Annotated in this window: 16 protein-coding genes; 4 read left to right on the forward strand and 12 right to left on the reverse strand. The window is 38.0% G+C overall.

Going from position 1 to position 23743, the window contains the following annotated elements; translation table 11 throughout:
* The first annotated feature begins 2 nt into the window (after positions 1-2).
* Positions 3-1844, forward strand: a complete 1842-nt coding sequence (locus Q0W26_RS01270; RefSeq protein ID WP_298521594.1) for a hypothetical protein — start codon at positions 3-5, stop codon at positions 1842-1844.
* 3 nt (positions 1845-1847) lie between these two features.
* Complete coding sequence (locus Q0W26_RS01275) at positions 1848-2513, forward strand: YqhA family protein (protein WP_298521595.1); 666 nt, start codon at positions 1848-1850, stop codon at positions 2511-2513.
* Between the two features lie 42 nt (positions 2514-2555).
* On the opposite strand, the gene Q0W26_RS01280 is transcribed toward Q0W26_RS01275, so the two are convergent.
* The 10 genes from Q0W26_RS01280 to Q0W26_RS01325 all read right to left on the reverse strand — a co-directional run bounded on the left by Q0W26_RS01280 (position 2556) and on the right by Q0W26_RS01325 (position 21770).
* Positions 2556-3002, reverse strand: a complete 447-nt coding sequence (locus tag Q0W26_RS01280; protein WP_298521596.1) for a DUF2124 family protein — start codon at positions 3000-3002, stop codon at positions 2556-2558.
* A gap of 199 nt (positions 3003-3201) precedes the next feature.
* On the reverse strand, positions 3202-3927 hold the full coding sequence (locus Q0W26_RS01285) for a hypothetical protein (protein ID WP_298521597.1): 726 nt from the start codon (positions 3925-3927) through the stop codon (positions 3202-3204).
* 9 nt (positions 3928-3936) lie between these two features.
* A complete protein-coding gene (locus Q0W26_RS01290) occupies positions 3937-4818 on the reverse strand; it encodes a toll/interleukin-1 receptor domain-containing protein (RefSeq protein WP_298521598.1) in 882 nt (293 codons plus the stop codon).
* Positions 4819-4833: 15 nt separating this feature from the next.
* Positions 4834-5796 carry a toll/interleukin-1 receptor domain-containing protein gene (locus tag Q0W26_RS01295; protein ID WP_298521599.1) on the reverse strand — a complete coding sequence of 321 codons (963 nt, stop codon included), beginning with the start codon at positions 5794-5796 and terminating at the stop codon, positions 4834-4836.
* A gap of 135 nt (positions 5797-5931) precedes the next feature.
* Positions 5932-8025 carry a hypothetical protein gene (locus Q0W26_RS01300; protein WP_298521600.1) on the reverse strand — a complete coding sequence of 698 codons (2094 nt, stop codon included), beginning with the start codon at positions 8023-8025 and terminating at the stop codon, positions 5932-5934.
* Between the two features lie 44 nt (positions 8026-8069).
* Positions 8070-10052: a right-handed parallel beta-helix repeat-containing protein gene (locus Q0W26_RS01305; RefSeq protein WP_298521601.1), complete on the reverse strand. Its 1983-nt coding sequence runs from the start codon at positions 10050-10052 to the stop codon at positions 8070-8072.
* Between the two features lie 233 nt (positions 10053-10285).
* Entirely contained in the window at positions 10286-13894 is a 3609-nt protein-coding gene (locus tag Q0W26_RS01310) for a right-handed parallel beta-helix repeat-containing protein (protein WP_298521603.1), read from the reverse strand.
* A gap of 171 nt (positions 13895-14065) precedes the next feature.
* Positions 14066-20365, reverse strand: coding sequence for an Ig-like domain repeat protein (locus tag Q0W26_RS01315; protein ID WP_298521604.1), 6300 nt, complete (start codon positions 20363-20365; stop codon positions 14066-14068).
* A gap of 212 nt (positions 20366-20577) precedes the next feature.
* A complete protein-coding gene (locus Q0W26_RS01320; RefSeq protein WP_298521605.1) occupies positions 20578-21111 on the reverse strand; it encodes a DUF367 family protein in 534 nt (177 codons plus the stop codon).
* A 2-nt stretch (positions 21112-21113) separates the two neighbouring features.
* The gene (locus Q0W26_RS01325) at positions 21114-21770 is read right to left on the reverse strand and encodes a hypothetical protein (protein WP_298521607.1); all 657 of its coding nucleotides are present in this window, start codon (positions 21768-21770) and stop codon (positions 21114-21116) included.
* 188 nt (positions 21771-21958) lie between these two features.
* On the opposite strand from Q0W26_RS01325, the gene Q0W26_RS01330 reads away from it, so the two are divergent.
* Both Q0W26_RS01330 and Q0W26_RS01335 read left to right on the forward strand, forming a co-directional pair.
* Positions 21959-22492: a nicotinamide-nucleotide adenylyltransferase gene (locus tag Q0W26_RS01330; protein WP_298521609.1), complete on the forward strand. Its 534-nt coding sequence runs from the start codon at positions 21959-21961 to the stop codon at positions 22490-22492.
* Positions 22493-22541: 49 nt separating this feature from the next.
* Positions 22542-22979 carry a molybdenum cofactor biosynthesis protein MoaE gene (locus Q0W26_RS01335; RefSeq protein WP_298521610.1) on the forward strand — a complete coding sequence of 146 codons (438 nt, stop codon included), beginning with the start codon at positions 22542-22544 and terminating at the stop codon, positions 22977-22979.
* 242 nt (positions 22980-23221) lie between these two features.
* Here the strand turns inward: Q0W26_RS01335 and Q0W26_RS01340 are convergent, their stop codons facing one another.
* Together Q0W26_RS01340 and Q0W26_RS01345 are read right to left on the reverse strand one after the other, a co-directional pair.
* Positions 23222-23428 carry a molybdopterin-binding protein gene (locus Q0W26_RS01340; protein ID WP_298521611.1) on the reverse strand — a complete coding sequence of 69 codons (207 nt, stop codon included), beginning with the start codon at positions 23426-23428 and terminating at the stop codon, positions 23222-23224.
* A gap of 20 nt (positions 23429-23448) precedes the next feature.
* Positions 23449-23655 (reverse strand): molybdopterin-binding protein, encoded by a 207-nt coding sequence (locus Q0W26_RS01345; RefSeq protein ID WP_298521613.1) that lies wholly within the window; start codon positions 23653-23655, stop codon positions 23449-23451.
* Positions 23656-23743 lie beyond the last annotated feature (88 nt).

The raw sequence follows: 23743 nt of genomic DNA on the forward strand, positions 1-23743 counted from the left end.
TCATGGCAATATCCGACTGGTTTAAAAAATCGAAAAATGACGAGACAGAAATCGAGCCTCTCAGAAGAAAGGACGAAACCGCAATTGAAGAGATATCAGTGAAAGAGAAATTTGAAAGTGCAATTCACTGCGGAGGCAAACACATCGTCATAAACGAGGACATCATATTGACAGAAACCCTTGAAATCGATGTCGACGACATTACCATTGACGGGCAGGGCTACACAATATTCTCCACAAGCAGAAATGCCCAGATGTTCGTGATAACCTCAAACAACGTCACACTCAAAAACATCATTTTCAAAAACGGAAACTCAAACAGGGACGGCGGAGCCATAAACAACCTTAACGGAAAGTTGGACATCATCAACTGCGAGTTCAGGCAAAACAATGCCCATGACGGAAATGGAGGGGCAATCTACAACTATCAGGGAAAGGTCAGCATCACAGGCTGCAGATTCATCGACAACCATACCGACAAGATCGACGGCGGAGCGATATTCAATTTCAATGGGGAAATAAATGTTGAGGACTGTGAATTCGAAGCCAACGACAGCAAGAAGTTCGGCGGAGCCATTTACAACGGCAAAACACTTAACATGAAAGACACCACATTCAAAAACAACAGGGCGATAAAGGGCCTTGCCATCTTCAACACCTCAGAAGCGACATTTGAAAACTGTGAATTCATAAGGGATGATGAAAACGACCTTAGAAGAAGCTCTGAAATCCATAATCTCGGATTCATAAACATTGAAGGTGACAAAAAGGAAAACATCGAAAGCAACACCAAAGGAGGATTCATCCACATCAAAAACGAGCAGGGAAAATCATTCAAGCATCTTGAATCACTCCTTGAAAGCGGAGCGAAGGAAATAAAGCTTGACTGCGACATCATAAACAAGGAATACAAAACCGGAATAAGCATTGATGGGAACGACATTACTATTGACGGAGCTGATTACATCATTGACGGGCTTGGAAAGGCAATATTCAACATAAACGGCGAAAACGTCACCCTCAAAAACATCAACTTCAGAAACGGGTCCACATCTGAAGGAGGGGCAATAAACAACAGGAGCCGCTCCCTTAAGATGGTCAACTGCAATTTCGACTACAACATCTCCAACAAGGGAGGTGCCGTCAGCAATGAGGGTTCCATGGAACTTGAAAACTGCAACTTCACAAAAAACATTGCAAATGAAAGCGACGGCGGCGCAATCAACAACAGGGGAGAGATGACTTTAGAGGAATGCAACTTCAAAAACAACACCTCACAAAAGAACGGCGGCGCAATCAACAATATAAATTCACTGACTCTTAGAAATTGCGAATTCAAATCAAACCGCTCAAAAATCAACGGAGCATCAATAAACAATGAGCAAAACGCTTCCGTGGATATGATGAATGCAACATTTGAAAACAACATTTCAGACAATAAAGGAAGCGTCATATTCAACTACAGCCATGTAAAAATGGAAAAATGCAATTTCTCAAACAACATTTCCGCTCATGAATCATCCAACATAATATTTCAGCAGGGAGATGAAAGCAGCAATCTGATTATAGAAGACTGCATTTTCTCACGTGACAAATTCTCCAACAACCTGATATTTATCGAAAACGGTTTATGTGAAGTGAATCTGTCCACTTTCAAATTTGCAAAAGAGCGTGAAAACTCATACGTAATCTACAATGAAAACGGAGTTCTGACAGTCAAAAACCTTGAATTTGAAAACATAAACTCCAAAACAGTATTTAACAATAACGTGATTTATCTAGAAAAGAATATGGAAAAATACATTAAATCAGGCAATAAAGGATTGCCTTACAATTATCTATAGGATGTGATTGAAATATCAGAAAAACGACCTACATTTGAAGTAGTTGATGTGGAAAATGTTAAAGATGAACAGAATGCAGACAATAGGCCCAGCAATCAACTGCATAATTCAAAACATAGACTTGAATCAAAAATGGAATGGCTTTTATACAATAGCAGGTGGATTCTATCACTGATGTATCTTCTCCTGATTGTCGTACTGGCAGTAATCCTGATAAAATTCGGAATGGAGGCATTTGACTTCTTCCAGGTTGTATGGGGATTGGAGGACAATGACTGGATTATACGTGTCCTTGAATTACTGGACCTGACTTTGGTTGCCAATCTGGTGCTTATCGTTGCATTTTCAGGTTATGAAAATTTCGTCTCCAAAATAGACAATGCCGAAAAAGGTCATGACACCCTTCCATGGATGGGCGAACTTGACTTTTCAGGACTCAAACTTAAAATCATCGGTTCAATAGTTGCAATATCACTTATCGAATTACTGCAGGACTTCCTGAATGCAACAAGCCACATCGATCCGAACTTTGAATTTTGGAGAATTGTGCTTCACATAATCTTCGTAATAACCGGAGTCGCTTTTGCAGGAATGGAACTGCTTTCCGAGAAAAAAGAAGAGACAAAAGCAAAAGAAGGTTTAATTGAAAAACAGAAAAAAGTAATGTAAAAAAAATGTAAATTATTGTAGATGATCTCTACAATAATCTTTTCATCTTTTAACCATTGTGATTAATGTTCCATCGATGATGCTGTCAAAGTTAATCTTGTCAAGCCATCCTGATTCATAGAACATGTTCATGAAGCAAACACCGACAATCTTACCGTCATCAGCCAAAACTTTATCAATCAATTCATTTAACTCATCAAAATCAACATTAAACTCAGGTATGGCCAAACCGCCCATCAGGACTACAACATCCGAACCTATAGGATTTGTAATCTCTTCGGAAAGTGCCAAACCATATGATTTTGGTACAAACTCACGACAGTCATCAATATTTGTTAAAGGAATGAAGTGAGTTTCTTTATCGCTTGCACCGAAACTTAAGAATTCTGCAAAAGGAGTGCATAATCCAGGAGATCCGATGAATGTAATCTTAGATGCATCCTCGGTTTCCCTTTTAAATATTGCAAGCATCTCATTTAAACCTGTCATGTTATTATTGGATATAATAATCACCGATTATAGATATATCCGAACATAGATTTAAATCTATTGAAAAGGAATGTAAAATCCAATTTACATTTAATATTCAACAATATATGTCAATTAAAGAAAAGAAGCAAATGATGGTTTAAAAAAAATAAAAACAGGAGATTAAAAAGAGTTTAAACTTTTTAATCTCAAATCCAATTTAAGTGAAATCGAAGTCATCCACACTAGCTGAACCGCCGACACTGCCTGAACTGTAACTGGAACCTCCAGAACTGCTGTAGCTTGATTCACTTGAACTCCAATCATAACCCCAATCACTAGAACTTGAAGAGTCTGATGATGAAGATGTTGAAGCTGTTGAAGTTGAAGTTGTGGCAGTTGCAGTCTGAACCACTTCTTCAGTCTGCTCTGCAGCGTTAATGACCTTACTACCACCAGAGGCAGTCTTGTTGTCAAATTTAAGTGAGTCTGACGGGTCGTGGAACTTCAGCGTATTCCAACATGCAAGAAGCAGATCCTTACTTAACGATTGGATAATTACAGTATCATTGTATTCAACATTCTTAACGAAAATGGAATAAACACCATCCTTTTCATAAACGACAACATTATTCTCATAAGTCTTTTTGGAACTGGATTCCATGTCGTCCTTGAGCTTCTTGATGGTTTTTGAACTGTTCGCTATGGAAATGTTGGAACAGCTTGTAATGTTAACTCCGTTTTCCTTATCAACATAATAGTAAACCCCATCCTTGTCAGGTTCTGCTGAAATGTTTTCAGCAACAGGAGATTCCATATATGCTGATTTGCTTAAAACCAATGTGGTATGCTCAAATTCCAATTGATTGCCAAATAAGAAATAACCTGCAGCGCCCGCAACTACGATAACCGCCGCAACGATAATAATGATATATTTAGAATTCATCATAACACCTTATTTTATATTTTTCAGCTGTGAGTCACTGTGAGCAACAACCATGTCCTTGCTTGTAAGCAGTTGAACTTCGACTCTTGCAATGTCGTTTGCATCCCTCACTGTTGAACCCAATAAAAATCCGTCGTCAACTATCTGTAGCTGATCAAATGGAGTTGTTGTTGAATTGACCAGATTTCCTGATTTGTCATAAAAGTCTGAAGTCACCACATATCCTCCTCCACGGGCAGGAACTGGTGAAAATGTTCCTCCTACAAAGTATGAATAATTCCAGGCATAACCTTTTTTGTGCACATCATCTACATGGAAGTCTGTCACTTTAAGAGTTACATTGCCTGCATCCAATAAATCAGCTGCACCTTCATTATTCATATCATCCCATGGCACAAACATGTAAATGCACGCACCTGCAATCAATATAATTGCAAGACAAATTGCTATAGGAATCTTCTTGTCTTTTACAAAATCAGCCACATTACCTTTCTTAGTATCCCTTACCACTCTGACAGTTTTTTCAATCAGAAGCTTCAATTCCCTATCGGAATCCTCAAATGCATTGAACTTGGGTTGAGAACTGATAAAGAATTCCAAAGCACCGTCAATTTCAGAATCATCTGTTCTGAAAACCATGATTGGGATCTTTTTGGAAAAAGCCACATCAACTTCAGTATTAACAAAATTGGAAGCCTTGGAGTGCATTGAATAAATCAGAACCATTACATGGGATTTATCAATGGCCTCCATCATCTCCTTGACCTCATCATGATGCACGTCATGGCTTTTCATCCAACATTTAAGTTTACGATTCTTCAAAGCGGAATAGACCTCTTCCGCTATTTCCTTATCCTTATCATCATAACAAACATAAACATCAGGATTCATTAATCGACCACCGTTTTACTGTTTAATTATATTTTTACTTTCTGTAGTGGAAATGACCTTATTTGCATCATCAAGGACATCCACAGTTACTTTTGAAACGTTACCTTCACTTACGAGACATTGACATAATGTAGTTCCATCAATATCGTTAAATTTGGACTCATTGGTTTGTATGACCTTGCCTGAATCATCGTAAAACTTGGTTTGAACAGAATATTTGGAAGTGTCATTCAAATCAGATGGAAGTGAACCGTATACGAAGTAAGATTCACCGTCGCTTTCCAGACCCACATAATCAATCTCAAGTTTTGTTGTTGTGTTCGAATCATCAGAATTACTGCCAAAATCACTCACTGCAACAAAACCGATAACTGCAATAGCTATAACGGCGATTGCAATTATTGCAAACTTGTATTTTGAAAAGAAGCTCACCTCAGTTGTTGACTTGCTGAATTTCGGCATTGTCTTGCTGCCCTTTTCAGGAGGGACATAACTGCCTTGGCGGACCTCATCGCAAATGCGTATTGCATCATCAAACAGTGTTTCATAAAATTCGTTTTTCTTCGATTGCGAATAATCATCGAACTTTTTCACACCATCCTCTTGGAAAACGCCGTTAGGGCATGTGTCCAGCCATTGCTTGTTTTTCAAAAAGAATCCCATCTTGTCTTCAGGGACAGCCTCAGGCATGGTTTCATCAATCTTGAAGGATAAAATTGCCTTATTTAACTTGAAGGCATTTTCAATCTCTTCAGTGACATAAATTGATTCATGAGCATTTTTTGAAAAAATCAAAAGCACCAAATCCACCTGCTTGAGACCTATCATAATCTCTTCAGCATAATTGGTACTTCTCTTTATATCCCTTGGGGCTATCCAACACTTCAATCCTTTCTTTTCCAATTCATCGCAGATAAAATTCGCTTTATCGCTGTTGGCCGATGAATAGCTAATGAAAATATCCCTTTTGTCAGTCATAATCCACCATTATAAAAGAGTTCTATGGTAAATTATCTTTATTTTTTAATATTTAAATTAATGTATTTTAAGCTTGATTAAACAGATTGCTTTATATTTAAAGAAAAAAAGAAAAAAGAAGAATAATATAAAATATTATCCTATCTTGTGTGTCCAGGACGGACGTTTTTTAGCAGATGATTTGATAACCATTTTGGAATTGGCAGATCCGCTGTATTTAATTTCAACCGGACTTATGACAACCTTGTGAGTGCCAACGGACAATGTATTTGTACCGTATCCGCAAACGCCTTTATATCCCTTGTTGGTTTTGGTCTTTAAAGTTATGGTTTTGAATGTCTTGCCGGTGTATACCTTCAATTTGACTTTGATGCCGTTTACAGGCTTTTTAGTGGCCTTATTTGTAACGGTGATAGACAATGTTGAACCGTCTTTAGCATGTACCGCCTTAACTTTAAATTTCAATGCTGTCGGTTTTATGACACTGATTGAAGATGTCACGGCCTTGAAGGAATATCCTGTGTGAGCCGCATTGACAATCACCTTGTGGCTGCCTTTGGCCAGGCTTTTGGTTTGATAGGTGGCTTCCCCGTTACTATTTGTTGTTAATGTTACTGTTTTGAATTTGCTTCCGGTATAAACTTTTAAAGTAACTTTCATTTTAGGAATAGGCAGACCTGTTTCTGTATCAATCAATTTTATTGTCCACAATGTTGCCTTATTCAAAGCCACAGTCATTTTGGAAGCTTTGATTGCTGCAGTTGATCTTTGAACGGTTATTGCCAAATCACTTTCCACAGCATTGTGAAGGGAATCCGGAGTTGTGGTAACTCGTAAAATGTATTCCCCAACATCCAATCCTGAAACCACCAGAGTATTATTTGTGTAATTTATTTTGGCTTCCGGATGGTTCAAGACCCTGATGTTTTTTTCTTCAAGAATTCCCCCTTCAACTACAACACCGATTGTACCTGATTGGGCGTATTTGAAAACCATACCTGCACTGAATGTAACTGATGAATTGATTTTGGTTATCTCAAATATGTTGTTTAATTTAGGTTCATCAGCACTTACTCCATAAACTGATTGTGATTTGGTTTCGTTGAAGTCCAAGACAATATAGTTTAATGAAATGGTTGAAGATGATGAAGCCAATATATCCCTTCCGAGCAAAGCATCATTTCCCTTGAATGTGCAACGTGTTACAGTATTGTTTATGCTTAAACTGAGGGCTCCTCCTAAAGCGTTGGAAGCACGGTTGTTAAAGAACCTACAGTTATCAATTATCAATCCGACACAGGTACTGAATACTGCAGCACCTCCCTGCACTTCACTTTTTCCGTCCTTATAGGTCACATTATTCAAAACGGTATTTCCTTCAAAATGACAGTTTACAATCTTATTGGTCATGTTGTGAATTGCAATTGCTCCACCGTAATCAGTACATGTATTGTTTATGAAAGTACAGTTGTTGACGATGCAGTCATCTGCATAGAGCATTAAAGCTCCACCCCATCCTTTATTACCTGAAGCCCTGTTGTCCTGGAATACGCAATCCCTGATACGTCCATTGTCACCATACCAGAGGACAGCACCACCATGCTGATATGCATGATTGTTTTTGAAAACGCAGTTTTCCATAAGACAGTTTTGTCCATATAACAGGATAGCTCCGCCAATACCGTTTTCTTCACTACTTGCAATGTTATCTGTGAATTCACAATTTTTTATCTCACCATTATCGCCCTGCCATGTAAGGGCTCCTCCGAATAAGAAAAGACCTCCAACAAATTTAACATTGGTCATTCTCACATTAGGAGCATTGACATTGAAAAACGGAGTGTTATATTCCTTATATTCATCGGATAACTTGATAACAGCACCATCATCCCTTCCGATGATGTTAACAGTCTTGTTGATGTTTACCAGATAGTCACAGATATAGGTTCCATTAAGATAAACCGTATCTCCCTCTTCAGAACCGTCAATGATACTTTGAATGTTCCTATAATCTATGGCTTTTGCACCGATTTCTTCATCAGCACTATTTTCATCCACTTTCAAGGCTTCGAATGACACATCATCACTTATAGCCTCATCCATAATCTGCATTTCAATATCGCTTGAATTGTCCACTGCAAGATAATCGGAATTATCTGCAGCGCTTACATGCGACATTGCACAGACGCTTACTAAAATAAGTAAAAGCAATAATATCCTTCTGTTCATTTTAATCTCCCTTAAAACATAATATTAATAATCTTTATCGTAATCTATCCTGTTATTTTCTTGCTCCATGCCGGAATTTTTTTGGCTGACTTTTTAATCACCATTTTTGAGCTGGCAGATCCATCGTATTTGATATCAACCGGCTTTATTACAACCTTGTGAGTGCCGACGGAGAAAATGTTTGCACCATATCCGCAAACTCCCTTATATCCGTTGTGGGTTTTGGATTTTAAGGTTACGGTTTTATAGGTCTTGCCTGTATAAATCAATAGTTTGACCTTGACTCCGTTAATCTGCTTTTTGGTAGCCTTGTTATAAACTGTGATTGACAATCTTGAACCGTCCTTTTTGGTTGCTGATTTGACCTTAAATGTTACCTGGGTCGGTTTTATGACACTGATTGAAGATGTCAATGTATTGAAGTTATATCCTGCATGAGTTGCACTGACAACTACCTTATGATATCCTTTAGCCAAGTTTTTAGTCTGGTAACTGGCTACCCCTTTGGAATTTGTCTTTAAGGTCACGGTCTTATATTTGCCGTTGGTATAAACCTTCAATTTGATTGCCATATTGGAAATAGGCTTTTTGCTATTGGAGTCTATTAGTTTAATAGTCCATAATGTTCCTCTTTTCAGGGCAACAGTCACTTTGGAAGCGGAGATTACCGCAGTTGCTTTTTTGACAATTATCGGCAGTTCGCTTTCAACGGAATTGTGTGCCTCGTCAGGAGTGGTTATTACGCGCAATGTATAGTTGCCGACAGCCAATCCTGAAACAACCAGAACGTTATCCTCAAAAGAGATTTTGGCTTCCTTATGGTCCACAACAGAAATGTTTTCACGGACAACTGTTCCCCCTTCAACGGTTATGTAAATTGATCCGGAAGTGAGATATTCGAAAACCATACCTGCGCTGATGAATGTAACGCTTGAATCCTCCTTGACTATTTCAAAGGTATTGTTGAATTCTGTCAGTTCTGCCACATGCACAGCATCGCCTTCGGTTTCGTTATATGCAAGTGCAAAGTAATTTGATATCACATTTGAAAATGAAGAGCCGTAAATTGCATTTCCAAGAAGAGCCTTGTTGTTTGTGAAAGTGGAGTTTCTGATAATGTTGTGTTTGGATACGTAAATTGCCCCACCGAATGCATTAGGAGCTGAATTGTATTCAAAAGTACAGTTTTCTACAATGAAATCCTCACAATCGCTGAAGATGGCTCCTCCGCCTTTATTGTCAGACCCATTATCTTTAACAGCATTGCTTCTGAATATGGATCGGATTACCTTATTGGCCTTGTTATATGCGACAACTGCCCCTCCAAAATCAGTGCAGTAATTATTGGTGAAGTTACAGTTTTCCACAATACAGTTGCTTGCAAATAATGCAATTGCTCCTGCTGAACCCTTATCGACCTTATTGTCCTCAAAATGACAGTTGCTTATTACAGCGCCATCGCCATGAATGCTGATGGCACCTCCAGTACCTTTGGTTGCCCTGTTATTTATAAATGAGGAGTCTACAGCATGGAAATTCTTTCCTGCAGCCATTATTGCTCCACCAAAACCGTCATTCACTACCAGATTGCCTTTAAATTCACAGTCAATGACACTACCATTGTCTCCTCCCCAATAGATAGCACCACCATATTGGTTTTGACCGTCAACGAAGTTCAGATTTTTCAAAACCACATTGGAAGCAGTTATATTGAAATATCTTATTTTATAAAAGTTAAAATTATCTTTCTTAATTAAAGCACCTTCACCAACACCAACAAGGGTAACTCCTTTGTCAATGTTGATTGTGTCTTTCAAATTATAAGTTCCGTTAAGTATGATTGTGTCCCCATCATTTGCACTGTTTATGCAGTTCTGCAAATCAGAAGCATCGCTAGGAGTGTAATTGGAACTGATTACAGGAGACTCTTCAACACTTATGACTTCTCCTGTGAAATCCTGTGAAATTATTTCATCACTGACCGTTTCATCGCTTGCACTTACATGAGATACAAGTGCTATGGTCATAATGATTAATAATAAACATATGACGTGTTTTTTAGATATGATAAGTAAAACCCCCTAATCGTATAAAAAAACATTACAAAATTGTCTTAATATTTAACTTTATATTATTTACAATATTTAAATATATTCAAATAATCCTTATTCAGTCATTATTTTGTCCAAATAAGTATTTAAAACGAATAAAGAAAAAACTTTAATTAAAAAAATAGAAAAAAATAAAGAAGATGACTTCCTTATTTTTTAACGGCTACAGTCTTTTTGACAGTGTCTTTAGAGTATGTTGCCTGATAGGTTACCTTTTTACCTGCCTTGAGCTTTTTGAGGACTGTTGATTTGATGGTTACCTTTGCAACACCTTTGGCATTGGTTTTTGCTGTGTATTTTTTGCCGTTGAAGGTGAATGTGATTTTTTTGTTTTTAAGGTATTTGCCTGCGACTTTTCCCAGGGATGCCTGAAGAACTAGGCTTTTAGCTGACCTTTTGACAGTGGCTGATTTTAAGGTAACCAGATGTTTTACGGTCAGTGTTTTTGTCACATTGACGTTGTATGCCTTTGCGGTTATCTGATATGAACCTGGAGTCTTGTCTATGACAATGCTTGCAACACCGTTTTTATCGGAAGTTGCGGTTTTATATACCTTGTTGTTGATGAGGAATGTCACTTTTATGTTTTTGGCAAGCTTATAGTCTCCACCATATACCTTAACGGAATATTTTCCATTGGAAGCATAGACAACATTTCCGTTGCTTGCTGTGATTTTGGAAACCTTGATGTTGACTGTAACCTGCATCTCTTTAGTGAAACTGTCATATATTTCATCACCAGAATATTCAAAGACCACATTATAGTTTCCGTTCTTGAATTGGGACAAATCTATTTGAGCAATTCCGTCCATAAAGCCCAGGACATCAACCTGAACACCATTGACAAATGCTCCTACAGTACCTGTAGCCGTTTTAGGCAATTCCAAAACGACAACACCCACATCAGTAGAACCAAGTTTTTCCTCCTTAATAGTAATTTCCTTCGGATCCAAATACATCTCATACTCAAATGGAATATTTCCACCAGTCTGGTTGAATATTGCATTATCAAAGCTGTTTCCCTCATACTGGAAGGTTACTGTGTGGTTTCTTGCAATAAGACTGCCAGTTTTTAAAACATAATCAATCTTATTATTTTTAATCGGCACAACAGAATCCTTTTTACCGTCAACAAGAACTACTATATTACCTTCAGCATCAGCAAAGTCCATGGAAATTGCAACATCGCCACCGACAGTGACATTTTTAGCAATTTCAACCTTAGGCCTTACAGTGAAAGTTGCCACTTTTGAAGTATCATAATAGTTAACGTCACCTACATACTGAACATTGACAGTATAGACTCCTAAAGCCAAATTGGAATAAACCTCTGAAGGAATTCCTTTCTCCAAATCAAAAGTTGAAGTTTTAATGGTTTTGCCGAAACTAGATAATGTTAATGTCACCTTGCCGGTGGCATCGCTTGGAAGAACCACATTAACGTTCTCATTTTCACCGACGATAATGTCACTGCATGAAATATCAATATCCGGCTCGACAATCAGACGGTCACCCAGATAAACATAATTGTCATTCCTAATGCTTTTCAAAGGAATGCCATAAAGAATATCATCCCTGCTTTCACCTTTTGCAAGCATGAAATTGTTTGAAACAGCAGTCAGGTTGCTTTCACTTGTCCAGATTGAATTTCCTTGATATGCCTTATTACCTTTAAATGTGGAATTCTTAACAATGATTTTATCATTCAGGTAAAGAGCACCTCCATTGCAGTTATCAGCAAAATTATCAACGAATGTGGAATTATCAATAGTTAAATCATGCCAGCTGAAAATTGCTCCACCGCCCCTATCATAAGCGGTATTGCTCTTGAATAGAGTGTTGGATATAGTAAGGTTTTCACCATCTGCAAATATTGCGCCACCATTATCCGCAGTACATCCTTCAAAAGTACACTCAACAATATTGCCATTCCTGGAGTTAAACCAAATTGCACCACCATTATTTTCAGCAATACAATTTACAAAACTACATTTTTCAATAACACTATTTTCAGAACCAAAATAAATTGCTCCTGCATCACCATAAGCATAACAATTCACAAAACTACAATCCGAAACACGATGATTAAAGCCATTATATAATTGAATTGCACCATTTTCTGAAGTAGAATTCACAAAAGTACATCTGGATACAACACCATTATATGCACCAAAAAAACAAATTTCGCCAACCCCAACTTTAGAAGAACAATCTATAAAACTGCAGTCATAAATGCTGACATTATTACCTGCACGGATTGCATTATTATCACCTTCAGATATACACCTTTTAAAACTACAATTAGAGACAATAACATTATCACCAGCACTAATTGCTCCTCCCTGATTATATGAATAACAATTTACAAAACTACAGTTGGAAACATAACGAAGATGATTATCCACATCAGATTCAGGCATATCCACATCAGGTTCAGGCCCTATAACAAGAGCAGCAGCATTATCTGCTGAACAATTCTCAAAGCTACAATCAGATATGGATGTGAAAGCACCCCAAACTGCGCCTCCACCATTGGTATCGGAACCTGTAACAGAACAGTTTATAAAAGTACAATCAGAAAGTGAACTATAATGAAGACGTCCCCAAATTGCACCTGAAATATTTTGAGAAGAGCATCTCACAAAACTGCAATCCACTATCTGAATGAGGTGCTTTTCATTATCATGGTCATCATCATTCCAGATATCAATAGCTCCTCCACCTTCAGTAGAATAACAATCCACAAAGCAGCAATTTGAAGCTATTCCTTTTCCACATAACTCAAGAGCACCTCCTGCATGATAAGCAGAACAACCTGTAAAGTTACAGTCAGAAATAGTCCAATCCTCATCAGTTAAACAAACCGCACCACAATAACCCTCTAATGAGGAACAGTTGGTAAAACTGCAATTGGATACGGAAACAGGACCGTTACCGTTTGAATAAATAGCTCCAAATCCATTAGTAGCGGAACAATTCACAAAGCTGCAACCCGCTACAGTACCTTTATCGTACAAACGAAGGGCACCAGTTTCATTAGTAGCAGAACAATTTACAAAATTACAATTGGATATTTTATAATTGTCTACAACCCTGATTGCACCTGCTTCACAGTCAGAATAGCAATTCACAAAACTACAGTTAGAAACAGTAGCGCCATACAGGCTTAAAGCACCGCCACCACCATATTCTCCTCCTCGAATTCGAACACAATCAGTGAAACTGCAACCGGATATGGAAATATCACCGGCACTCACAGCACCACCATCACCTCCAGTACAGTTTTCAAAACTGCAATCAGTGACGGATAATCTTTCACCACCATTAATTGCTCCTCCTGCATCAGAAGCGTAAGCGTTGACAAAGCTAATATTCTTTAAGGTTACACTATTTGCTCGTACATCAAATATCCTAGCGAGATTGGAACCGTCAATTTCATGTCCCTGTCCATAAACAGTTATCCTTTTGGATATTTCAATTCCATCTTTAAAGCTGGAATCAGTAGTGTTGTTGTATAGATAATCCTTATCCAGCTGAATTACATCTCCACGTTTACTGTTACTGATAATCTTATTCAAATCGCTGAAAGATCCGGATGCATTACCATCAGCAATTATATCGGAATTCATATCGATTTGTAAAGCTTCATCACCACCAACTGCCAGTGAATCTGAAGTTACATTATCATCGGATGCACTTACAGCACACATCGTTAAAATAATTAATAAAACAACGATTAAAATCTTTGTTATCTTCATGTTTTCCACCTAATATCAACTAAATATAATATTATTTTTAATAATGAAATATAAATATATAGTGGTTTTAATGGAAAATGAATGCATTTTATTCAGAATCAAGCATAAATAATATCATTTCATCAAGAATTAAATGAAAAAATAAAAAAAAGAAAGCAAATGACATCGCATTTACTTTTTAACTTTAATACTCTTTTTGACAGTGTCTTTTATGTATGTTGCCTGATAGGTTACCTTCTTGCCGACCTTGAGCTTTTTGAGGACTGTTGATTTGATGGTTACCTTTGCAACTCCTTTTTTGTTGGTTTTTGCTGTGTACTTCTTGCCGTTGAACTTGAAGGTAATCTTCTTGTTTTTGAGATATTTCTTGTTGACTTTGCTTAATGTTGCAGTCAATACAAGGCTTTTGGCAGACCTTTTGACAGTGACCTTCTTAAGTGTTACAAGGTGTTTTACAGTCAGTGTTTTTGTAACATTGACACCTAAGGCTTTTGCGGTGATTTTGTAGGTTCCTGGGTTTTTGCCGATGACAATGCTTGCAACACCTTTGCTGTTGGTTTTTGCAGTGCCATAAACCTTGCCTCCGATTACAAATGACACTTTTGTTCCGCTTACAAGATTTCCCTCTTCATCACGGACAGTGACGGAATACTTTCCTTTTGCAGTGTAGAGAACATTGGTGTTTTTGGCAGTGATTGTTGGAACCTTATGGACCACATCCATGTTCAATTCCCTGGTGAAGCCGTCGTAGATGCTGTCACCGGAATATTTGAATGTGAGGTTGTAATTGCCGTCCCTGAAGTTGGACATGTCAATCATTGCGATACCGTTTACAATATTAAACACACCTTCCTTGACTCCGTTTACATATAACTCGATTGTACCTGTTGCATTACCGCAATCAACTATAATCCAATCGTCGCCTGAGGTCATATTAACGGAAGGGTCTTTTGGAAGCAGATGCATATTGTAATTTATCGGCATTGGATAGCCTGTATCCTTGTTTACAGCGTAGAAGATGTTTCCGTCAAAGCTGTTTCCGAAGTACTGGAAGTTGACTGTGTGGTTTCCTTTAGACATTCCTTCAGTGTCGAATGTGTAGTTGATCTTGCCGTCAGTTATCTCTAGAAGTTTAGGGGATATTCCTTCAACCAAAACCAGGAGATGGCCTGTGGAATTATCCAAATCGACAAATATCTGTCCTGTTTGGCCGATGACAATGTCCTGGCTGATGTATATTTCAGGCAATACGTCGAATTCTGTTGCAAATGACCTGACATCATAATCGCTTCCGTCATATACTGCCCTCAGCTCGTATTTGCCGACGGATACCTGGCTTAAATCTGCACTGGCTTTTCCGTTGACGACAGGTACTGAACATAATTGTGAAGCGGTATTGTCATTGTAGACTATCAAATTGCCTGTTGCATTTGCCGGAAGTGTGAGGCTGACTATGCGTTTGCCTTCTCCTAAAATTCCGACAACTGCATAATATGAAACGTTTAAAATGTTGCTGTAACTTGTGGCAGGGTATTTGTCATCCCCTGAATAGCTTACGGTAATGTCATGCTCTCCTATGTCCAAACCGTCGACTTCGAATGCTGCCTGACCGTTACTGACCTGTGAAGACAATTTCTTATTTTCAGTGACCAGTTGCACTGTTCCCTTTGCATCGCCAGGCAATGTGATTATGATGGTGTAATATTCCCTTAATGGGAAGCCTTCCTTAATCAGATTATCCTTAAAGAGGTATGTCACATTGAATACGCCTGCCTTTGAAAGGCCGTCATGAGTATCATCACCTGAATAGGTAATGTTGTATGTGTGCTCTCCGTATTTGTCCACGCCTGTGAAGTAGTCTGTAAGTGTCAGTTCGGCTGAACCGTTCACAAGTTCCATGTTTGCAACTTCAACACCGTCGATCGTGAGGCTTACGTTACCTTTGGCGTCACTTCCGAAGTTCATTTTAACAGTATCATCATTGTCCAATACAAGAGGTTCAGGCAAGTTAAGCCAGTGGCCGTCATCTCCTACAAACAATGATAGATAGTTATTGTAGAATGAAACGCTGCCGTCTTCAAGGGTTGTGTTGTATGAAACGTAGATTGTGTGGTTTCCATAGGCTAAAATGCCCAAATCAACTGTATTGCTGCCTTTTTTCAATGTGTATTTAACCTTTTCACCATTGTCAATCTGGATGAATACATCGCCGTCTTTTGGAACGTCAATTTCAACGATTGCATTTTCATTTTCCTTGACTGCGGAGTCTATGCTGACTTCAACGTCCCCGCTTTGAGCCAAGGTTTCGAATGATGTTTCAGATGAGTTTAAAACTGTTCCAAACTCGCTGTCACAAACCCGTAGTTCTGCTGTGTGATTTCCAACAGCCCATTGAGGAGATGAATAGAATGTTATCAAACCTTTTTCGAAGATTTTGTGTGAATAGAGGACTCCATCAATGTAGAGTTCGCCGTAAGCGGAAATAGGTTCGAATACACGAGCGCTTGCAAACGGCAATTCCATGGTGTATCTTGATGTGTCATTGATGCTTATGAGAATTTCCTCTGAAAACTTGACATCTATGGAACTGTTTACAACATCAAGAATATCATTTCCGTCTGCTGTGAATTTAACGTCAATGTCATATGCTCCGTTTGTTTCATAGAATCCCAAATCTGACAGTGCAAGATTCAAGTCTCCGTTTTCAGTGCTTGCCTTAATGTCTGCCACATTAAATCTGTAAACAGCCTGACTGTCAAAGTCTGTTGTTACGTTCATGTTTGATATTGTGGATCCGTGATTGTTTTTGAATTTGATGGTGACAATGATTTGACCGTCGTTAAGTGCATCCGGAATGTCCATGTTTATGAAATCGCCATAGTAATCATCCACATCACTGTTTACTGTAGGTGCGAAATCATCGGACTCGACATCCTTCCACAGCACGTCAAGTGTGGTTTCACCGTCCCTTTCATTACCGTTTGAATATTTTACAGTGATGTTGTCTCCGAAGTCCTTGTTTTCAAAGTCGGAATAGCTTAAGTAGTAGCGTCCGTTGTCATAATTTAATTCTCTGATGCTTTTTGACAGTATTTGAGTTCCTTTTGAGTTGAAAACAGTGATTGTACCGTTTGTTGTGCTGATGTCGTCATAGTATGTATCAAGATACATCAGTACCGGATCGAATCCGTATCCGGTAAACAATCTGGTAGTGCCGTTCTGGTAGTTTACCTTGACGTTTGATGTCAGTGTAATGTTTTTGTTGAACAGTTCTGTTTCAACATCCTCGTGGAAATCCCACTCTTGAGAGACATATGTAACTCTAATATTGTATTCGCCATTTTCTGTGACGTTAATGTCAGGCAAGTAAATGTATAATTTAGATGTTCCTTGATAGTTGGAGCATAAACGGAACAGTTCGAGTTCTGTTTCATTGTTGACACGAACCAGTCTTCCCAGGTCTTCAACCTTTTTGCCGTTTACATAGACCGCAAAGTATCCTCCGCCAATGTCAATTACAATGCTTTGCCTGTTTGCGTCGTCTGTTGCTTCAATAATTATTGCATTTGCTTCGCCGTCACATAATATTCCTTCAGAAACTGTGACTTTGAATAATTTGGATACGTCTGCTGGAGTGGAAATATGATAGAGCTCATTGCCTTTCCTAACTCCTTTACTGAATGATAATGTGGTGTTTCCATAAGTGAATGCCGCTGTGAAGTTAACTCCTTCAGGAATGCAGGAATAATCGAATTCATCAAGACTGTCCAGTATTTTAAATTCCCTGATTTGAACGCCGTCATGGCTTGTTAAGTTTTCTTCAAATTCAGCCAGTGATTTGGAAAATAGCACTGTTCCGTCATCTGCAATAAGCTGAACGGCACCTTCAGTAACGTTTAAATAATCAGGAATTGATAAAATCATCAGATTACCGTCAGAATTGCCCACTCCAAATTCTGAATGGCCGATTTCACCAAAGTGGAAATCAAGATTAATTGACTCTTCAAAATCATAAAATGCCAGTAATCCATCTTCATTAACGGAAACTATGATTGTTTTATAGCCGATCACATCATCGCCATTCAGCAAGGTGATATTGATTACATCCCGGTCTTTGAGGTTTTCAGGGCTCAAATCACTTAATAAAATGTTGAATACATTGCCCAGATAATTGTACTGATATTCGCAGTCCATATCCTTCATGTTTTTAGTGTATGCATTATCTGCATATTCAATCCGAACCACTGCAGTTTGTGTGATATTCAATTCATCCGGAACCCCCATTTTTATAAGAGCCACATCCTGTGAAACGTTGAATAATGCCGGTTCATCCTCCTCAGAGCCATATTCAGCAAGTGAGATTTCCACCAAATCGATACGGAGTGCTTCATATGAATACAACCTCATTAGGCCATCGTCCTTTTGAATGTGATATAATCTATATGGAACCCCGTCAGCACCTATTGATCGTTTGACACTTAAATTGAACAGTACTGCATCTTTATCTGAAAGGGTGGCGAATGAATTGACGTCTTCCAAGGTGAGATCATATACGTAATATCCTAAAGACAGGAATGTTGTTCTCCATTCATAATCTCTTCCCTGAAGTTCACTTAACTTTATTGAAGCAAGTTCTTTTTCGCTGCTGTAAATGTTGAATGTTATATTGCTGTCAGTTTGGTTGAATGGAACAAATATGCGGGCCACTACTTCATCCTCATACAAATTGCCCCAGTCATTAATTTCGAAATCAAAATTGTCAATGTTTTGAACTTCATTTCTTTCCATAGGGATTTCAGAATCGTCAACCTTAATGTGAGCATTATAATCGTCGCCCTGCAATACATGCAGTACGGTCCATTTGTTATACATGGTGCTGTTGATTTCATAGGTGTATTCTCCGACAGGAACCTCATCCTCTTCCTCTTCTATCCATTGCATTACAGTTAATGTAATAATTCCTGAAGCTCCATCCGGACAGAAGAATAAAACATCACTACCCTCATCATCTTCGATATAAGAACCTGTTTTCGCCCTGAATGTGTCATTTTTAAATTCAACGACATTGAATCTGAAATCAGAAAATTCTTCACCTTCTTCAGTGGTGATTTTAACAGTGACGTCATATTCACCCGGTTCTGTCATGTTTAATGTTCTTAAACACCAGAAATAGCCATAGTAATCTGCAGGGAAATAAAGTTTAGCGTTGAATCTGGAAACGCCGTTGACAATGATTTCCACTCTTCCTGAATCAAATCCTTCACGGGGAGAGACTTCCAATATGTAACCTCCATTGTCACTGTAGACAATTCCGTTATCTGCCACATTGTCTGTGTAAATCTCAACACTGCCTCTTACGTGACCATACTTCTCATAGCTGTACTGGTCGTCGCTTACTTCAAATCTGATTCTAAGGTCAGTGTTTACAGGAACCTCAAATTCATCAAATGGGATTTCGCTCCATTGGCCCTGATAGTCGCTTGAAATGCCGTAGCCATAGTCATCGATGATGACGAAGTCGTCCTGCCCTTCATCATACCTTTCCACTGTTATTGTAATGGTTCCTTCACTGCTGTCAGGGCAGAAAAACTTAACCTTTTTCTCGTCGAAATTGACTGTTGCCCTGAATGCGTCGTTGTTGAATTCCACTACGTTGAATGTGGTTTCGCGGATGATTTCCGCTGAATCCTCTTCATCAATATATTTTACGACTATTGAATAGTTGCCGACTTCTGTGATTCCCAAATCATTTAAAGTCCATTCATGATAATTGCTGTCGACTTCCCATTTGAATTCGTCATCCTCAACTTGGACAACGATGGTTCCTTTTGTATCTTCAGGAAGGCTTATGTCCATGACCTTTTCTTCAAAGTCGACATAAAGAGGTCCGTCATTATCGCTGTCCCATAAAAATCCGTCAATTCCTCCAGCATCATTGAAGAGAATATTGTTCTCGTCAAAATCAACGCGGTATTCCCTTTTTGCAAAATCCTCATCCTGATATTCCAAAACAAATCTTAAAACATCTCCCGGAGCAACAATATCATAAAAGTTAGTTTCATTATTGATGTTTTCGGAAATGAAATCGTTTACATCATCAAGGGAAACACCCAAATGATATACTTCATCTTTATCAACCTTATCGCAAGAGGATATGTCTTCGCGATATATTTCCTGTGTTTCTTCACCTTCGCCTTTGCATATCACAAAGTTTCCATCCTTTTCCGTTAGAAAAACATCAACGAAAGTGGCGCCTGAATCCTCGCCGTCAATGTTTCTCACCTCAATGTTAACGTCCTCGGGATTCATTTCGCCTAAAACGTCATCGTCACAAGAAACGTCAATCGTTTCCTGAACGTCACTTGCTGTCAGCGTTTCATTTAAGTCAATGTCATCACTTGCACTGACAGTTCCTATTGTCAAAATGGCCAACAACACGAATGTTATCAGCATTATCCTTTTTAACCTCATATTTCACAACTCAAATATCATTAATCAAATATAATAATAATTCTATAATTGGAAAGTATTTATAATTTAACATAAAGCAAATACTTTAATTCTGATTTTTTTAAAAAAAAATGAACAAAATTGAGGATATTTCAAAATTTATTGGTTTTTGAACAGTGTGAAATTTTGGATAAAAAAAATGTGAAAAAAAGAGAATCATGAGCTTTAAAAGGTTATTCTTCAGGAGCAATACCTTTTTCAGCTAAAAATTCATTTTGAACATTGACTACTTCAGAGCTTGTATCCACTTCGCTGTAGGCTTCAAGCAAATCATGATTAAGCTCCAAAAAGGTATGGCCCCATTTAAAGCCATCCATTAACTTTTGAGCCTCATCCTTAAAACGGGTGATGTATAGTGTTGCGGCAATTGCTTCAACAGTGGACAGTATGCATGGCTTTCCGTAGTTTACCGGATTAGTCGCTATCAAAAAGGGCAAGGACCTGTGATATTTGGATAGGGAAAAGAATTTTTTGGAGCTTGTCACATCGTTCCATGAACAGTCAAGCCCTACAATTCCTCTCCTGTGAACATACCTATAGTCTTCATATGATACAGCCTTTTCAGCATAGGGGTTTAGAACTATTGCACCTGAGGGAATCTTGTTGATGTTGTAGACCAATCTGCATTTTCCCTGCTTTTCCATCTTGATGGAAGTGCATTTCTTTCTGTCGCATTCGTCTGCATGAAAAACTGTAATTTTAACCATACTTAACCTTCTAGAGCAGAGGCGTTTCCTGCCTTATATTGATGTATGAGATCCATTTGCTGAGCAAATTCATCTTCAGTCAATCCGAATTCCTCATTGATTGCCGGAACGTCTTTGCTTTCCTTTAAACTTAGGGATTTAAGCAAAGGCTCAACATAACTGGTATAAGACTCTCCAAAGGCATTTCCGGTTGAGTTGACATTACTGTCTGCACCGAAAATTGCATAAATCAGATATCCCTGCTTTTCTGCTTGTGACTCGCAGATTATGATGTTCATTGTTCCATCGGTATTGTTTGTATCATTTCCAGGAACTGCCTGAGTGAAGTAGATTTTCCAGTCGTTTCCGTTGAATGAACGCTCGTCAGGATTTGTGACACCCTGAAGCTCGTAGATTTCCATCAATGCTGATGAGTTGTCTACAGTTGAAATATTGTATGTTATGTCATGCTCCTTGTCATGATAGGAGTGCATATATTTCTGTGATTCGTTTTCCAAAGTTACATTTCCGACAAAAGCTCCTTCCATGAAATCTGTTTTGAAAGGAGTTGTTTGGGTATTACCATTTCCGTTTAGCATGCCAGTAGCGAAAATAACGCCGACAATAGCGATTATTACGACGACTGCCACTGCAATAATAATCATATTTTTATTTTCCATTATGAAAACTCCATAACTTGTTCATTTAATATTTTAGTTGAAAGTCTTTAATATAGTTTGGTTTCTTTAAAAAAGTATTTTAATCAATACAAACAAAAAAATCAATTAAATCAAAAAAAGTAAAGTTAACCGATAACAAAAGAACTGTTATTGATGTTTACTATAATTAAATCATTAATGTGGTAATTATGCAAAAAACAAGAGCAATATTGATTGGTAGAATGCAGCCTGTTCACAACGGACATATGCAGGTTATCAATAAAATATTAGAAGAAGTAGACGAGCTGATTATTGGTATCGGAAGCGCTCAGATAAGCCATGAGGCAAAAGACCCTTTTACTGCAGGTGAGAGGATTGTGATGATAACCCAGGCTTTGGCGGAAATGGAAGTTGATCCTTCCAGATACTACATCATTCCGATGCAGGACATCAATTTCAATGCGATCTGGGTTTCACATGTAAAAATGCTGACCCCTCCATTTTCAATTGTATATACCGGCAATCCTTTAGTAAAACAGCTGTTTTCAGAAGAAGGATTTGAAGTAAGACAGCCCCCTCTTTATGACAGGCTCCATCTGTCAGGCACTGAGGTCAGGCGAAGGATTCTGGAAGACGATGACTGGCAGGAACTTGTTCCTAAGGCGACAGCAGACGTTTTGGCTGAAATTGATGGTGTCGAGAGAATGAAAAATCTCTCCATTAAGGAAATCAGTGAACTATAACAATAGTTATTTATAGTGATGTTTATATAATAATACTGGAGATGAAAAAATGGTTGTAAGAGTTATAGAAGCAAAAGAAGATAAGGTTACAACAGCAGATTTAATTGCAGATTTAAAAAAGAATACTAAAATTGATTATTCAGGAGCAATATTCACTTTTGAGGGAATAGTTCGTGGAAAGGAAGAGAACATGAATTTGAAAAAGTTAATATTGACCACCCCTGACAGAGACGAAACCCAAAAGGAAATCGAAAAGATAGTCGAAAACGCAAAAATAAAATACAACGTTCATGAAATTTCAGTAATCCACTACATAGGCGAGTTTTACACCGGCGACATGTTGTTTTTGGTTGCAGTTTTAGGAGCGCACAGAGGAGAAACCCTTGACGCCTTAAAAGAAGTTATTGAAACAGTTAAATATGAAGTTGAATTCAAAAAAGAAGAGATTTCCGAAGAAGGCACCAAAACCATCCTTGCAGGTGGATAAGCAATGTTGATGAATATTATCAGAATAATAATATTATTCATAATCATTTATGCGGTAATCAAGAATCTTAAAACATTGTTAAAAGCAGCAATAATTTTGTTCGTGATATTTATTTTATTAGGATTAGCAGGATTTTAATCCCACTAACCTAAACCTATTTTTTTATTTGAACGTCACAGTCAGAAAAAAAACCTAAGTTTTAGGTCAGTAAATTTGATATAATCTCCCCAGACAATACAAATCTATTTTCCGATGATTACTTCAGTTGATTTGATGATAGCGGTTACGTCATCGCCTTCTTTTAATCCTAAGCTTTCAGCTGACTCTTTGGTAATCACAGCAGTAATCACACCAGGTTCAGCGATTTCAATTTTAACGTTAGCCATTACAGCTCCAAGATCGACATTTGTAATTTTACCATTTAATTGATTTCTTGCACTAAGTTTCATTCAATACTCCCCCTTTATATTTATTTACCTACGATAACTTCAGTAGATTTGATGATAGCAGTGACATCATCGCCTTCTTTTAATCCTAAGTTTTCAGCTGACTCTTTGGTAATTGCTGCAGTAATAACATCTGGTTCAGCAATTTCGATTTTGATACTTGCCATTACTTTTCCGAGTTCGACAGCAGTTACTTTTCCTTTCAATTGGTTTCTTCCACTAAGTTGCATTTAACACATCTCCTTCAAATTTATTTTCCAACAATTACTTCAGTTGATTTGATGATAGCGGTTACGTCATCGCCTTCTTTTAATCCTA

The organism is uncultured Methanobrevibacter sp. (assembly GCF_947169325.1).
Lineage (GTDB): Archaea > Methanobacteriota > Methanobacteria > Methanobacteriales > Methanobacteriaceae > Methanocatella.

Bases quoted from the DNA above. Each gene is read 5' to 3' on its own strand.
- Q0W26_RS01340 (WP_298521611.1), bottom strand. From the start codon at position 23,428: ATGAAACTTAGTGCAAGAAATCAATTAAATGGTAAAATTACAAATGTC.
- Q0W26_RS01345 (WP_298521613.1), bottom strand. From the start codon at position 23,655: ATGCAACTTAGTGGAAGAAACCAATTGAAAGGAAAAGTAACTGCTGTC.
- Q0W26_RS01310 (WP_298521603.1), bottom strand. From the start codon at position 13,894: ATGAAGATAACAAAGATTTTAATCGTTGTTTTATTAATTATTTTAACG.
- Q0W26_RS01320 (WP_298521605.1), bottom strand. From the start codon at position 21,111: ATGGTTAAAATTACAGTTTTTCATGCAGACGAATGCGACAGAAAGAAA.
- Q0W26_RS01330 (WP_298521609.1), top strand. From the start codon at position 21,959: ATGCAAAAAACAAGAGCAATATTGATTGGTAGAATGCAGCCTGTTCAC.
- Q0W26_RS01295 (WP_298521599.1), bottom strand. From the start codon at position 5,796: ATGACTGACAAAAGGGATATTTTCATTAGCTATTCATCGGCCAACAGC.
- Q0W26_RS01300 (WP_298521600.1), bottom strand. From the start codon at position 8,025: ATGAACAGAAGGATATTATTGCTTTTACTTATTTTAGTAAGCGTCTGT.
- Q0W26_RS01325 (WP_298521607.1), bottom strand. From the start codon at position 21,770: ATGGAAAATAAAAATATGATTATTATTGCAGTGGCAGTCGTCGTAATA.
- Q0W26_RS01285 (WP_298521597.1), bottom strand. From the start codon at position 3,927: ATGAATTCTAAATATATCATTATTATCGTTGCGGCGGTTATCGTAGTT.
- Q0W26_RS01305 (WP_298521601.1), bottom strand. From the start codon at position 10,052: ATGACCATAGCACTTGTATCTCATGTAAGTGCAAGCGATGAAACGGTC.
- Q0W26_RS01315 (WP_298521604.1), bottom strand. From the start codon at position 20,365: ATGAGGTTAAAAAGGATAATGCTGATAACATTCGTGTTGTTGGCCATT.
- Q0W26_RS01280 (WP_298521596.1), bottom strand. From the start codon at position 3,002: ATGACAGGTTTAAATGAGATGCTTGCAATATTTAAAAGGGAAACCGAG.
- Q0W26_RS01270 (WP_298521594.1), top strand. From the start codon at position 3: ATGGCAATATCCGACTGGTTTAAAAAATCGAAAAATGACGAGACAGAA.
- Q0W26_RS01290 (WP_298521598.1), bottom strand. From the start codon at position 4,818: ATGAATCCTGATGTTTATGTTTGTTATGATGATAAGGATAAGGAAATA.
- Q0W26_RS01335 (WP_298521610.1), top strand. From the start codon at position 22,542: ATGGTTGTAAGAGTTATAGAAGCAAAAGAAGATAAGGTTACAACAGCA.